Annotated in this window: 11 protein-coding genes, 1 tRNA gene and 1 riboswitch; of the genes, 5 read left to right on the forward strand and 7 right to left on the reverse strand. The window is 42.3% G+C overall.

Annotated features, from left to right (window positions below):
• From rsxC to A1QC_RS11885, 4 genes are all read right to left on the reverse strand, one after another.
• A partial coding sequence (rsxC, locus tag A1QC_RS11870; protein ID WP_017025703.1) for an electron transport complex subunit RsxC occupies positions 1-1,889 on the reverse strand: 1,889 nt, incomplete at its 3' end.
• Between the two features lie 10 nt (positions 1,890-1,899).
• Positions 1,900-2,499, reverse strand: a complete 600-nt coding sequence (rsxB, locus tag A1QC_RS11875; protein WP_017025704.1) for an electron transport complex subunit RsxB — start codon at positions 2,497-2,499, stop codon at positions 1,900-1,902.
• Positions 2,500-2,502: 3 nt separating this feature from the next.
• Entirely contained in the window at positions 2,503-3,081 is a 579-nt protein-coding gene (rsxA, locus tag A1QC_RS11880; protein ID WP_017025705.1) for an electron transport complex subunit RsxA, read from the reverse strand.
• 182 nt (positions 3,082-3,263) lie between these two features.
• Positions 3,264-3,339: transfer RNA gene (locus A1QC_RS11885), tRNA-Asn, on the reverse strand.
• 651 nt (positions 3,340-3,990) lie between these two features.
• Between A1QC_RS11885 and uvrB the strand changes: the two genes are divergently transcribed.
• Complete coding sequence (uvrB, locus tag A1QC_RS11890) at positions 3,991-6,021, forward strand: excinuclease ABC subunit UvrB (protein ID WP_017025706.1); 2,031 nt, start codon at positions 3,991-3,993, stop codon at positions 6,019-6,021.
• Between the two features lie 75 nt (positions 6,022-6,096).
• On the opposite strand, the gene yvcK is transcribed toward uvrB, so the two are convergent.
• The gene (gene yvcK, locus A1QC_RS11895; protein ID WP_017025707.1) at positions 6,097-6,987 is read right to left on the reverse strand and encodes a uridine diphosphate-N-acetylglucosamine-binding protein YvcK; all 891 of its coding nucleotides are present in this window, start codon (positions 6,985-6,987) and stop codon (positions 6,097-6,099) included.
• Between the two features lie 192 nt (positions 6,988-7,179).
• Positions 7,180-7,340, forward strand: a riboswitch (molybdenum cofactor riboswitch).
• On the opposite strand from yvcK, the gene moaA reads away from it, so the two are divergent.
• The 4 genes from moaA (at position 7,329) to moaE (ending at position 9,629) form a co-directional block, all read left to right on the forward strand.
• Positions 7,329-8,393 (forward strand): GTP 3',8-cyclase MoaA, encoded by a 1,065-nt coding sequence (moaA, locus tag A1QC_RS11900; RefSeq protein ID WP_017025708.1) that lies wholly within the window; start codon positions 7,329-7,331, stop codon positions 8,391-8,393. It overlaps the preceding riboswitch by 12 nt.
• 29 nt (positions 8,394-8,422) lie before the next feature.
• Entirely contained in the window at positions 8,423-8,899 is a 477-nt protein-coding gene (moaC, locus tag A1QC_RS11905; protein WP_017025709.1) for a cyclic pyranopterin monophosphate synthase MoaC, read from the forward strand.
• 21 nt (positions 8,900-8,920) lie between these two features.
• The gene (gene moaD, locus A1QC_RS11910; protein WP_017025710.1) at positions 8,921-9,166 is read left to right on the forward strand and encodes a molybdopterin synthase sulfur carrier subunit; all 246 of its coding nucleotides are present in this window, start codon (positions 8,921-8,923) and stop codon (positions 9,164-9,166) included.
• Position 9,167: 1 nt separating this feature from the next.
• Positions 9,168-9,629 carry a molybdopterin synthase catalytic subunit MoaE gene (gene moaE / locus A1QC_RS11915; protein ID WP_017025711.1) on the forward strand — a complete coding sequence of 154 codons (462 nt, stop codon included), beginning with the start codon at positions 9,168-9,170 and terminating at the stop codon, positions 9,627-9,629.
• 119 nt (positions 9,630-9,748) lie between these two features.
• Here the strand turns inward: moaE and A1QC_RS11920 are convergent, their stop codons facing one another.
• Both A1QC_RS11920 and A1QC_RS11925 read right to left on the reverse strand, forming a co-directional pair.
• Complete coding sequence (locus A1QC_RS11920) at positions 9,749-11,188, reverse strand: glyceraldehyde-3-phosphate dehydrogenase (protein ID WP_017025712.1); 1,440 nt, start codon at positions 11,186-11,188, stop codon at positions 9,749-9,751.
• Positions 11,189-11,544: 356 nt separating this feature from the next.
• Positions 11,545-14,073 (reverse strand): glycosyl hydrolase family 18 protein, encoded by a 2,529-nt coding sequence (locus A1QC_RS11925; protein WP_017025713.1) that lies wholly within the window; start codon positions 14,071-14,073, stop codon positions 11,545-11,547.
• Between the last annotated feature and the right edge of the window lie 400 nt (positions 14,074-14,473).

Raw genomic sequence — 14,473 nt, forward strand, 5'->3', positions numbered from 1 at the left:
TGAGTGTCGCTCTCAGCCTGTTGAGTTTGAGGTTTGACTGATTCTGTTGGTTCTGTCTCAGAAGTTTGCGCAGCTTTACGAGCTTTGGCGCGAGCAATGGCTGCAGCGACTGCAGCATTTTTCTGAACAGGGGCAGCAGTAGTTTCTGATTCAGAACCTTCTATTGCATTATTTTGCTGCTCTTGTGCTTTCTTCTCACGAGCAAGTCTCTTACGTTCTTCGCGTAATTTACTCATTTCAGAATTATCTGGTTCGGTTTGTCCTGCTTTGGCCGCTTCTGCTTGTTTCGCTTTAGCGCGAGCAATCGCTGCTGCTACAGCAGGTTTTACGGTTTGAGAAGGAGTTTCACCCGCTTCTTTTTGCGCTTTTACACGAGCAATCGCAGCGGCAATAGCATCATCACCGCCTTCAGAGGCTTTTATTTCTGAACGACGTTTCTCTGCGGCTTTTTTGAAGCGATTTTCTCGTTCTTCTTTATCTCGTTCTAAGCGGCGTTGTCTTTCTTCGAATCGTTGTTTAGCTCGATCGGCCTCTTTGGCTTCTTGATTGCGTGTCCAGATTTCTGATTTGGCTTCACGATAATATTGAACTAAAGGTATATCGCTTGGGCAAACATAAGCACAAGCACCACATTCAATACAATCAGACAAATGGTATTCTTCACATTTTTCGTAGTCTTGCGCTTTGGCATACCATTGCAATTGTTGTGGTAGCAATGAAGCAGGGCAAGCTTCAGCACATGCAGTACAGCGAATACAAGGCATTTCAGGTGCAGTCGGAGCAAGCTCTTTACGTTTTGGCGCTAAGATACAGTTAGTGATCTTGGTTATTGGCACTTCTGAATGAGGCAAAGTAAAGCCCATTAATGAGCCACCCATGATCAACCGAGGATGTTTCTTTTCAGCTTGATAGCCGAACTGTTCCAATAACTCGGAAATTGGTGTGCCTAAGCGTGCAAATACATTGCCTTTTTGTGCAAAGGAATCGCCAGTTAAAGTGACGACTCGTTCAATTAAAGGCTCACCATCGACAATCGCGCGTTTAATTGCAAAAGCGGTACCCACGTTTTGCATTAATACGCCAATTGCAGCGGAATGTTCTTTGCTTGGTACTTCTCGCCCCGTCAGCACTTTAATTAATTGCTTTGAACCACCTGAAGGGTATTTGGTTGGGATAGCTCGAATGATTAGATCAACATCTTGTGCGGCGATCTCAAGGGCTGCAATGGCTTCTTTTTTGTTATCTTCAATACCGATAATGGTGACATCAGGTTTCAAAATGTGTTGAATGACTTGAATACCTTGAATGACTTCATTGGCATAATCTTGCATTAAACGATCATCAGCGGTGATATAAGGTTCACATTCAGCTGCATTAATGATCAAGATTTTGGTTTTGGCTAAACCTGTGTGCAATTTTCGAGCGGTTGGGAAACCCGCACCACCCATACCTGAAATACCAGATTGACGAATTTTTTCGATGAGTATTTCTGGGTCTTCATCTTTATAGTTTGGTAACGCTATTTTTTCATGCCAAGCATCTTCACCATCAGGTTTAATAATAATACAAAGATCAGATAAGCCAGAAGGGTGAGCTATGGTGCGTTTTTCAATGGCTATCACCGTACCTGAGCTAGGGGCATGAACCGGAACCATGAATGCAAGGTTGGCTTGAGTCAGTTGCTGACCTTTTAAAACTTTATCTCCAACATTAATGCAGATATCACCTGGACGACCAATATGTTGTTTTAGAGGTAAAACAAGTTCTTTAGGTAAAGCGGCATGAACAATTGGTGTCGTAGAAGATTGAACTTTATTTTCAGGCGGATGAATGCCTCCGGGAAAGTCCCAGATCTGACCGTGACGAATTTGTTCAATTAAAGACGGCATTTTTTTTCCTTCAGCTCACGGTTTCTTTATTTGAGTAAGATGTTGAATGCGAGGGTTCAAGATCAGTGACAATCGGGATGGAATCGAGCTTCCATTTCCATGTGTCAGGCGTCATTTCAATTGGCATCATTTCAATACAATCTGTTGGGCAAGGTGCCACACATAAATCACAACCCGTACATTCACTTTTGATCACGGTATGCAGTGCTTTTGTTCCGCCAACAATGGCATCTACAGGGCATGCTTGAATACATTTGGTGCAACCGATGCACATATCCTCATGGATAAATGCGACTGTTTTTACCGCGTCTTGAACATCATCTCCACCTGTTGGAACATCAACACCCATCAGATCGGCCAGCTTTTCGATACCAGCTTGACCACCGGGAGGGCATTTAGTGATGTCATCTCCATTGGCAATGGCTTCTGCATAAGGTCGACAACCAGGATAGCCGCATTGACCACATTGAGTCTGTGGAAGGATATTGTCGATTTCATCAACAATAGGATCGGCCTCAACTTTGAATCGGATGGAAGCAAAGCCTAGAATTACGCCAAAAATGGCAGCTAATACAGCGATTGCTACCACCGCAATAATGATGGTATTCATGGATTATTTCACCAAGCCTGTAAAGCCCATAAACGCAAGCGACATAAGGCCAGCGGTTATCATTGCGATTGATGCACCTTTGAATGGAGCCGGTACATCTGCCGCAGCAATGCGTTCACGCATAGAGGCAAAAAGAATTAAAACGAGAGAAAAGCCAGCCGCCGCACCAAATCCATAAACAATCGATTCGATGAAATTATGATTCTCGTTAATATTAAGCAGCGCAACCCCTAAAACAGCACAGTTGGTGGTGATTAAAGGTAAAAATATGCCTAATAAACGGTAAAGCGTTGGGCTGGTTTTATGCACTACCATTTCAGTAAATTGAACCACAAAAGCAATCACCAAAATAAAACTCATGGTTTGCAAGTATTCAATACCCAGTGGACGCAGAATATAAGTTTGCACTAGATAAGAACAAACAGAAGCTAAGGTTAAAACAAATGTCGTTGCTAACCCCATACCAATCGCGGTTTCTAGCTTTTTAGATACTCCCATAAAAGGGCAGAGGCCGAGGAATTTGACCAGAACAAAATTGTTGACCAAGACGGTACCAACAAGCAACAGGAGATAATCTGTCATATCGTCTCATTTCGGTTAATGGGGATCTCGACATTATCGTCATTTGTGCCGCTAATAACAACCTACAGGAAATAGGTATTTAACGGTATTGGTGAATTAAAGTCGGATTGTTTGAGATTTAAACGAAAAAGCCAGTTTTTAAACGTAAAAAAGCCGCATATATTATGCGGCTTTTTTGAATTTGGCTCCCTGTGCTGGACTTGAACCAGCGACATACGGATTAACAGTCCGCCGTTCTACCGACTGAACTAACAGGGAACAATTTATGGCGGAGATTTTAGCTAGGCAAGAACAGGCTGTCAACGCTGAAAATGAAGAAAAAAGTATGTTTTTTTGAGATTTTTTTCTTTACTTTTTTGTAAGCAAGGCCAGATAAGGCGGCGGTGTACTTATCCACTAAATTTGTGGATAAGTGTGTTGATGAAACTTGAGCAACTCAGAAGTCAGAATGATCATTAATGAGTATTAAAAGAGAATTTTATGTAACTCACTGATAATTAATTATTTTATTGTATTTTTATTTGTGTGGGCGCTGTGAATAAAAATGAATAATGTTAATAAAATGATAATAAAAAGTCATTTTTGGGGAAAAGCCGTGGATGAATACAATTAGATTTACGATGGTGATGATTAAGCGGGAGAGGGATGTTATCAAAAATGTTGTTGATCTACTAGAGTAAAGTTAACTTTTTTTATGGTGGAGTTTAGTTGAAAATTCTGCTTATTTATCAGTTTCAATTATTTGTAAAAAATAGCTGATTTTTCATATTGAATTGCCACAAATGAGCGTAAATAAAGTGGGTTTCAGCTCCCTCTTTGAGATCACCTAAAAGTTGCTAAAGTATAATGATTCACAACGTGCAACGTATTGGTTAAAGTGTTCCGACTAAATAAGGTTAAGAGGTAAGCATGAGTAAGCTTTATCAACTGGTATCTGACTACCAACCTGCGGGCGATCAGCCGACTGCAATCCAACAACTCAGTGATGGCTTAGATTCGGGCCTTGCTCATCAAACTCTTTTAGGGGTAACAGGTTCAGGAAAAACCTTTACACTTGCAAATGTGATTGCTCAAGCGCAACGACCTACCATTTTATTAGCCCCTAACAAAACCTTAGCCGCTCAGCTGTATGGAGAAATGAAAAGCTTCTTTCCTCATAATGCGGTGGAATATTTTGTTTCTTATTATGATTATTACCAACCTGAAGCCTATGTACCTACCACCGATACGTTTATCGAGAAAGACTCTTCAGTCAATGCCCATATTGAACAAATGCGTTTGTCGGCCACCAAATCATTAATTGAGCGTAAAGATGCGATTATTGTTGCGTCGGTTTCTGCGATTTATGGTTTGGGGGACCCGGATTCTTATCTCAAAATGATGTTGCATATTCGTCGCGGTGACATGCTTGAACAGCGTGACATTATTCGCCGTTTAGCCGAACTTCAATACACTCGAAATGACATGGTGTTTGAACGTGGTAATTTCCGTGTTCGTGGCGAAGTGATTGATGTCTTTCCCGCCGACTCTGAGCACGATGCGATTCGTTTAGAAATGTTTGATGAAGAAGTTGAATGTATTAGTGTGTTTGACCCACTGACCGGTGCGATTAAACAAAGGGACATGGCGCGGGCAACTATTTACCCCAAAACCCACTACGTGACGCCAAGAGAAAAAATTCTAGAAGCCATAGAAGAGATCAAAGTAGAGTTGGTCGATCGTCAAAAGCACCTAAGAGACAATAATAAGCTGGTGGAAGATCAACGCATCACGCAGCGAACGCAGTTTGATATTGAAATGATGAACGAAATTGGTTTTTGTTCTGGTATCGAAAACTATTCCCGCTATTTAAGTGGGCGTAAAGAAGGGGAGCCGCCACCGACGCTATTTGATTACCTGCCCAAAGATGGTTTGTTGATTATTGATGAATCACACGTCACGGTACCGCAAATTGGTGCAATGTATAAAGGTGACCGTTCACGCAAAGAAACCTTAGTTGAGTTTGGATTCCGTCTTCCTTCGGCATTGGATAACAGGCCACTGCGATTTGAAGAATTTGAAGCACTTGCCCCGCAAACCATTTATGTTTCAGCAACACCAAGTGCTTATGAATTGGAAAAATCAGGAGATGATGTTGCAGAGCAGGTGGTGCGCCCAACCGGATTATTGGATCCTGAAATTGAAGTACGCCCGGTAGCAACTCAAGTCGATGACTTGCTGTCAGAGATCCGTATACGAGTCGCGGTAAATGAACGTGTACTGGTGACGACTTTAACCAAGCGTATGGCAGAAGATCTAACCGAATACTTAACTGAGCACGATGTTAAAGTGCGCTATTTGCATTCAGATATTGATACGGTAGAGCGCGTTGAGATTATCCGAGATTTACGTTTGGGTGAGTTTGATGTGTTAGTTGGTATCAACTTATTGCGTGAAGGCTTAGATATGCCAGAAGTGTCATTAGTGGCTATTTTAGATGCGGATAAAGAAGGCTTCTTGCGCTCTGAACGTTCATTGATTCAAACGATAGGGCGAGCGGCGCGTAACTTAGAAGGCAAGGCAATTTTATATGGCGATTCAATTACCAAGTCGATGAAAAAAGCCATTGATGAAACGGAACGCCGCCGCGCCAAACAACACGCTTATAATGAATCGATAGGAACAACACCACAAGCGCTGAAGAAAAGTATTCAAGATATTATGGAACTTAGCCATGTTGGGACTCGCAAAGGTAAAAAAGCCAGCAACGTGGTTTCATTGGCGAAAGTGGCAGAACAGGCAGCGAATTACCAAGCCTTGTCACCACAAGAATTGGATAAGCAAATTACGAAGCTTGAAAATGAAATGTACCAACATGCACAAAATTTAGAGTTTGAACAAGCGGCGAAGAAACGCGATGAAATTGAGCAACTAAGGGCGCAGTTTATAGCCAATAGTTAAAATAAGTGAAAAGTCACGAGTTCCTAGAAAAAGCAATTTAATCTTTATTTAGGAACTCGTTGTTGGTGATCGAATTTATTGCAGAATGATTTTTTCGATTTCTTGTTGTAGCTTCTTACGATCATGTCGCCATTCATGGTTGGGTGATGCTAGGTTCACCTCAATGCATTGATAACCTGCTTGTAGTGCTTCAGAACAATTTTCACCAAGTAAAATATCGACAGATCTACCGTCGCAAGCCCGTTTACACCACTTGAGTTTTTCTTCTAAATCCATCATGCCCGCAGGGCCAAATTCTTTATCAAGGTTAGCAACAAACACAACTTTTGCATTGGTGTTTTTCGCAATTGCTTTGCCAATTTCTGGCAATAATAAAGGCGGCATAATGCTGGTTAAAAAGCTTCCAGGGCCTAAAATGATGCAATCAGCTTCTAAGATAGCCTGAATGCCTTCTTCTGTAGCAGGTACTTCTGGTTCAACATACAAACGCTGCAGAGGCTCCGACATTTCGTCCACATTGGTTTCGCCACGAACCCATTTTCCTGTTTTAGATAATGCAGTGAGGTCGGCAGGGTGTTCGGACATAGGCACAATATTGACTTCGACCTGAAGCATATCTCGAATTAAATTGATCGCTTCTAGTGGTCGGATCGATAAGTTATCTAATGCTGTCAGCATCAAATTCCCTAGGTTATGGCCATTTAATTCACCGGCACCTCGAAAGCGATATTCGAACATCATCGAACTGATATTGGGTTCTGTGATTAACTGGTTAATGCAGTTGCGCGTATCCCCCCATGCAATACCACCTTGACACTGTCGGATGCGGCCAGTCGAGCCACCGTTATCTGTGGTTGCTACAATGCCAGTGGCATTAGAGCCAAAGTCTTTTAAAGCAGCTAGCATTCGGCCTAATCCATGTCCGCCACCAATGGCGACGACTTTGTTCTTTTTATGAATAGTCATGAGCTTGATTCTTAATAGAAGGTTTCAGATTAGTTGGGCAGTTTGACCCGTTTGTCTTCATCTGAGGCTAGAAAATAGCATTTCTTTGATGTTGATTAATTAATATAACGGTCTTCAACCTAAATGGGTATGGAAAATCATGACTTTCTTGCGTACTATTTAAAAACAGTGTTATTGGTTTATGTATCAGTAGCAACGTCATAACTCCGAGCCTTAAGTGCTAAGTTCAACATTGATACAGCAAAAGCGTATTAATGAGAATAGGTAGCTAAGGCCGTGACATACTGTCACCAGGGTTGGCTTAGAAATGAGTTAACCTCCCGCATTTGGAAAGGTGTTTCATGACCTCAATAGTTTCTCATTATTCTCCTCATAAAAAAGGAGAATCAGATGATGCTTCGGCGTTATCACAAACAGACAATAAACAGTTTGTTGATCGCTATAAGCGTAAATTTTACTATTTACGTTTATCGATAACCGACGTCTGTAACTTCAAGTGTACTTATTGCCTGCCTGATGGATATCATCCTACGGGGCGAAAGAACTCATCATTTCTTAATCAAACCGAAATTAAACGCATTGTTAGTGCGTTCGCAGATTGTGGCACCACTAAGGTTCGCATTACTGGTGGTGAGCCTACACTGCGTAAAGATTTCACCGAAATAGTTTCCAGCATCGCACAAACGTCGGGTATCAAAAAGGTCGCGATGACCACGAATGGTTACCGAATGGCGAAACAAGTGGATAGCTGGAAGGATGCTGGATTAACCAACATTAATGTCAGCGTTGATAGCCTTGATCCCAAGTTATTTCATCAAATCACCGGTGAAAATAAATTCCACGAAGTGATGAACGGTATTGAACGTGCATTAGAAATTGGTTATGAGCAAATCAAAGTCAACGTGGTATTACTCAAGCAATACAACGGTAATGCGCTGCCAGGCTTTCTGCACTGGATTAAAGATCGCCCAATTCAACTGCGTTTTATTGAATTAATGCAAACCGGTGAAATGGATTCATTGTTTCAAGAGCAGCATCAATCGGGTGTTAGTATCCGTAATCATCTCATTGCGAATGGTTGGTTATTAAAAATTAAAGAAGCCAATGATGGGCCTGCACAAGTGTTTATTCATCCTGATTACCAAGGTGAAATTGGTCTGATCATGCCTTATGAAAAAGGTTTTTGTGAAACCTGCAATCGCTTACGAGTCTCTGCCACGGGTAAATTGCACCTTTGTTTATTTGGTGATCATGGTGTAGAACTGCGTGATTTATTGCAGCAAGATCAACAAGAATCGCAGTTAATTGAACGTATACAAAGCGCGTTAGACACCAAATCAGTGAGTCATTTCTTGCATGATGGCAACACAGGAATGACCCCACATTTAGCGTCTATCGGTGGCTAAGCCTTCCTCATTTTTCGGAGTTTTATTTCATGTCTCAATTTACCCATATTAATGCTTCCGGCGAAGCAAACATGGTGGATGTATCAACGAAGCAAGAAACAGTGCGTGAAGCGCGAGCAGAAGCTTGGGTTAGCATGTCTAAAGAAACCTTAGATTTGATTGTATCCGGCTCACACCATAAAGGTGATGTCTTTGCCACCGCACGCATTGCCGGCATTCAAGCTGCGAAAAAAACGTGGGATTTGATCCCACTTTGCCACCCTTTACTACTTTCAAAAGTAGAAGTTCAATTAGAAGCACTTCCTGAAACCAACCAAGTTCGTATTGAATCGGTATGTAAGTTAGCCGGTAAAACAGGGGTGGAAATGGAAGCCTTAACGGCCGCTTCAGTTGCTGCATTAACCATTTACGATATGTGTAAAGCGGTACAAAAAGATATGGTGATTGGCAATGTACGTTTACTAGAAAAAACCGGCGGTAAGTCGGGTCATTTCGTGGCTAATTGATTCGATTTTTAAGGTGTAAACATGATTAAAGTTTTATTTTTTGCCCAAACGCGTGAACAAGTGGGTGTCGATTTTGTCATGGTGGATGCGGATAACATCAGCGCTGATACCTTACGTGAGCAGCTTTGTGAAAAAGGCAATGAATGGTCACAAGCGCTTCAATCTGGAAAATTGCTGGTGGCGATAAACCAAGATATGGTTCAAATGGACACGGTGGTGAAATCGGGTGATGAAGTCGCTTTCTTTCCTCCGGTGACTGGGGGTTAATATGTCTGAAGTTGAAATGGTGAGTGTTCAGTTTGATGACTTTGATATTGGATTGGAATATCAACACTTATCACAAGGGACTCAAGCTGGAGCGGTTGTCACTTTTGTTGGTAAAGTTCGAGACATGAATCTAGGCGACTCTGTCACAGGGCTTAGCCTTGAGCATTACCCGGGTATGACTGAGCGTTCTCTTATTCAAATTTGTGAGCAAGCAAAGTCACGTTGGCCTCTTTTGAATATTCGAGTCATTCACCGAGTTGGCGATCTTGATTTAGGCGATCAAATTGTGTTCGTTGGCGTATCCAGTGCGCATCGTAACGCGGCATTTGAAGCTTGTGAATTTGTGATGGATTATTTGAAAACACAAGCCCCATTTTGGAAAAAGGAACGTACAACCGATGACGTTCGTTGGGTAGAGTCTCGTGATTCTGATGCGAAAGCCGCGGATCGTTGGAAGGCTTAAATCTAATCTATTGCTCATATTTGTGTAAACGAAAGCCTCTGGATTTGAACTGACCCCCAATAGTTGGACACCAACATTGGGGGTTATTTTTATGTCTAAATTTATGGCGATCTAAAAGTTTAGCCCAGCGAAGGGTACGTATTAAAACGAACACCCATCATATGCTCCATGCAATGGACAACTTGGCAGCTGTAGCCAAATTCGTTGTCGTACCAAATGTAGAGCACACAACGGTTATCTTGTGCGATTGTTGCTGCGCCGTCTATGACACCGGGATAACGAGAACCAACCAGATCAGTTGAGACCACTTCAGTGGATTGGGTGTAATCAATTTGTGGCGATAATGGTGAGTTAAATGCCATTTGTTGCAAGTAATGGTTTAACTCTTCTTTTTCAGCTGCATTTTCTAAGTTTAGATTCGCGACTGCCATAGAAACATTGGGTGTTGGTACACGAATCGCATTACCGGTTAACTTATTTGCCAATTCAGGCAGAGCTTTTGAAACTGCTTTTGCCGCACCAGTTGAAGTCAACACCATATTGAGTGAGGCACTGCGACCACGTCTTTCCCCGCTGTGGAAATTATCAATTAAATTTTGATCGTTAGTATAAGAATGAACGGTTTCAATATGACCGGAAGTGATGCCATATTTATCATTCATTGCTTTTAAGATGGGAGTAATGGCATTGGTGGTACAGCTTGCTGCTGAAATAATATTGTCACTGGCTTCAATATCTTGATGATTCACCCCGAAGACAATGTTTTTAATTTCGCCTTTGCCCGGAGCGGTGAGCAATACTTTGGATGTACCTGCACAATCTAAATGTTGCCCAAGGCCAGCACTATCACGCCATACACCAGTATTATCGACCACTAATGCATCGTTAATATTGTAATCGGTGTAATTGACTTCTTGTGGTGAGTTGGCGTAGATAAATTGAATGTAGTTACCATTAACAATCAAAGCACTGTTTTCTTTATCAATGATGATGCTGCCATTAAATTGGCCATGTACGGAATCTCGACGTAATAAATTGGCGCGTTTTTCTAAATCACCATCTTTGCCACCACGGACCACGATGGCTCGTAAGCGTAAAGGATAGCCAGGCCCGCTTTTCTCAATTAATAAACGGGTTAATAAACGACCAATCCGCCCGAATCCATACAACACCACATCTTTAGGTTCGGTCAAAGCCGCACCAGATAAAGCCTCACTCAAGGTATTCGCTAAAAAGTGTGCAGACGTGTCTGACGGGTGATTGGACTCTAAGTATTGATGGGTTAATCGGCCGATATCAATATAGCAAGGAGAAAGTGGAAGTTGGCACAGCTGTTGAATGAGAGGTTCAATTTGTTGCAAGGTGAGTGATGATTGTGTGTAGCGTTGTGATAAATGGGTAAGCTTGATGATGTCGATAGTACCTGCATTGACGAGGGTTTTACCGAACATAAGCAGTTCAACCCCTTTATGCCGATAGAGCTGAGCTATCTTCGGCAGCAAATTTTCAGCAATGGTTTGGGATTGTTGCCATTCTTGTTGATGGGCTTGTAGGTTCATTGTATTACCTTTGGATTACGCTATTGGATGTACATCAAAACGATGCGTTAATGTGTGCTCACTCTTATTGGTTTGAGACAGTCACACTGGCAAATTCAAGCTTGTCGGTGTGTTTTCACTCTAATCGGTGAATGGATATCACAAGGCAATGATGCCGATTTTCATAATAGCTGACAGGCTTGTGTGAATTTGCTCGCAGATTGTAAGGAAGGGAGTATTTATTCTGCTACGAAAAATAAATCGAACTTGACGTTTTGTTATCTGGCTCACGAAAGAGGCTGTTTGGGCGTTAAATCGAAAATAAAAAAAGACCGATGATTACTCATCGGTCTTTGGTTATTTAATTGGTTTGGATCTTATTGGCAGCTTGCTGCACCTAAGTTTTTCCATACACCCCATTCACCAGATTGTGATGGGTTTTGACCTTGTGTCCACCACTTGGCTTCATAAAGAGTGCCTTCGTGTGTAACTTGATTGCCACCAGTATAAACGGCTGCAGCATCCCAAGCGTTAGCACATGGAGGATCAATCGTGCCTGTTTTCTTCAGAACAACGACAGACTTAGACGCTTGGCTAGTAAATTCACCATCACTCACAGTGACAGAGAACGCTAGCGTTGTGTCTTGGTCGTATTCACCCGCAACGAAGCTGATACTTGAACCAGAACCGGTAATACCTGAAGGTAGTGTCCATGTATAAGTCAGTGCATCACCTTCTGCATCGGTAGAACCCGAGGCATCTACCACCACCGTATCACCCGCATTCGCTTGTGATGGCGCGGTTAGGTTAGCAACTGGCGCTGTGTTTTCAGGTGTGACCACAACAGGGTTAACCTTAATGACCACAGTATCAGTTGCCGTTGCACCTTCGTTATCTGTCACAGTTAGTGAGAAGATTAACGTTTGCGCTTCGGTCACTTCTGCAACATCAAAACTAGCTTCAGCCGCGCTAGCGTTTGAAAGGCTTACCGCTGAACCCGATGTTTGAGTCCACTCATAAGAAGCAATGCTACCATCGCGATCTTTTGATGCAGAACCATTTAAGGTAACAGACGCAGGGCCAACAACCACTTGATCAGCACCAGCGTTAGCCGTTGGAGCCGCATTTGATGGCTCGCCAGCTAAGCCTTCATGCATCGCATTTAGGATGTCGCCGTTATCGGCATCAATTTCCCATGAGAATAGACCCGCAAGACCTAAACCACGAACATATTGACCTTTAGCAATCGTAGAGCGCTCATTATCGTAAGTGACTAACTTACCTGTCGATGGGTTCCATACCCATGCTGCTTCAGCTTGTGCATCGTAGCCTGTTTCAAAACCATTAATGCCTTTGCCGTCAGCGCCAATCATGGTGCTCTTAATGCCTTTGTAATCAATAACGCCAGCTTCCCAAACACCTTGTGCTTTGGTGCCTGTTAATTTGCCGTTACCAGTACCTGTCATTGGATCAGTTGGATCGGTTAGGCTGCTTGGCATGACGCCATCCCAACCACGACCATACATAGCAGCACCAACCACTAATTTATTGGCAGGAACGCCTTGCGCAAGCAAGATTTGAATCGCGTTATCGGTGGTATAAGCTGGGCCTTTGTATTGCTCGCCTTTTTCATCGATACCAGAACCATCACATTGGCCAGGGCGCATGAAGCTACCACAGTACAATGCGGTTTGGTGGCCTGGGACGTTATTCCAACCGCCGTAGAAATCGTAAGTCATGGCAAAGATGTAATCCATGTACTGAGCTGCGTCAGCGTAGTTCACATCTTCAAGTTTATCGTAGCCGACACCAATCGCGGATGTTAACTCGTATTCTTTACCATTTTGAGCTTCAAGTTCATCCAGCATGGCGCGTAATTCTTGCATTAATGCAACATACGCTGGGCCATCTTTCACCGGGTCACCTAAACTTGAATTTTCACCGCCGCCACCTGGGAATTCCCAGTCAATGTCGACACCATCAAAGAATTTCCAAGTGGTGAGGAATTGTTTTACGGATGCGACAAATACATCACGTTTAGATTTATCAGTGAATGAGAAGAATGGGTCTGAAAGAGTCCATCCACCAATAGAAGGGACAATTTTCAGATCAGGATTACGCTGTTTAAGCGCCATCATCATTCCGAAGTTACCTTTAATAGGTGTATCGTAGTTATGGCCTGCTTGTGTGAAGCTTTTTTGATAGGCGGCCCAAGGGTCGTGAATAACAACGTTATAATCTGGCACACCTTGACAAGCGGTTTGCAAAGCGTTGAAGCTGTTGCCACCGACTGATTTTAAGGATTCATTCGGACCACAAATGGGAATAAAACCATATAAAATATGCGTTAAGTTATCGGCAGGTAAGTTATCAACTGTGTAACCACGATCATAGATACCCCATTCAACAAAGTAAGTACCAACAACGGTGTTTTTATCGGTATTGTACGATTTGTTGTTTGGATCGATATTCATGGTTAACGGCGCAAGATGAGAACCATCAGTATCGGCAATGGTTAAGGTCTCTGGTGCGGTTTTCACACAACCCGTCTCATCACATACTTCGATTTCCATTTGGAAAGCACCACCTTGTGGGTAGGTAAACGAAGCGGTGGTTTTACTGCCCGTAATTGGGCCCGTTGCGACTTTATTCCCGTCGAAATAGATGTTGTAAGTATCACCTTTAACACCACTGTATTGGTTAAAGATAATATTAATCTGAGCTTCGTCGTGGTACTGCACCATGCTGTTATAGCCAGAGGTGGTTTCCATCGCCAAATCGATTTTAGAAAACTGTAAATTCTTCGAGCCATACATGTCTAGAGTTGGAGCACCTGGTGCAGCAGCCGCCGTTGCTGAACCTAAAGCCAGTGCGATACTCATGGCTGTTAGATTGAAACGTTTCATATCATTTCTCTCTTATTTCTTCCTTGACCTTCTCACCATCAAATAGATTCCGGTGAAAACTGCACACACAATTGTGGCATCAGCTGCAGTGTTGATGAGGAAGATAAGTGAGACAAAGTAGAAAGAAACCTTTTTGAATCGACATACAATTAAAAATACATACCTCACTCTTCATTTCAGTCAAAAATGGCTTAGAGTCTACATTTAATAAAACTTGTCAATTTTCTTGTTGAAAGTATCAATAAATGGTCTATGTAAGCAGAGAAGGTGATTTTTTGTTCGAGCTTTATATCTTACTTTCCATTATCCTTAATTTTTATTTCCATTTTTCTGACAGTTAGTAGGGTTTTATTCTTTAGGTAGGGAAAATTGCTGATGATGTTGCATTTTTATTATCAAA

Source organism: Vibrio rumoiensis 1S-45 (assembly GCF_000286955.2).
In the GTDB taxonomy this organism is placed as follows: domain Bacteria; phylum Pseudomonadota; class Gammaproteobacteria; order Enterobacterales; family Vibrionaceae; genus Vibrio; species Vibrio rumoiensis_A.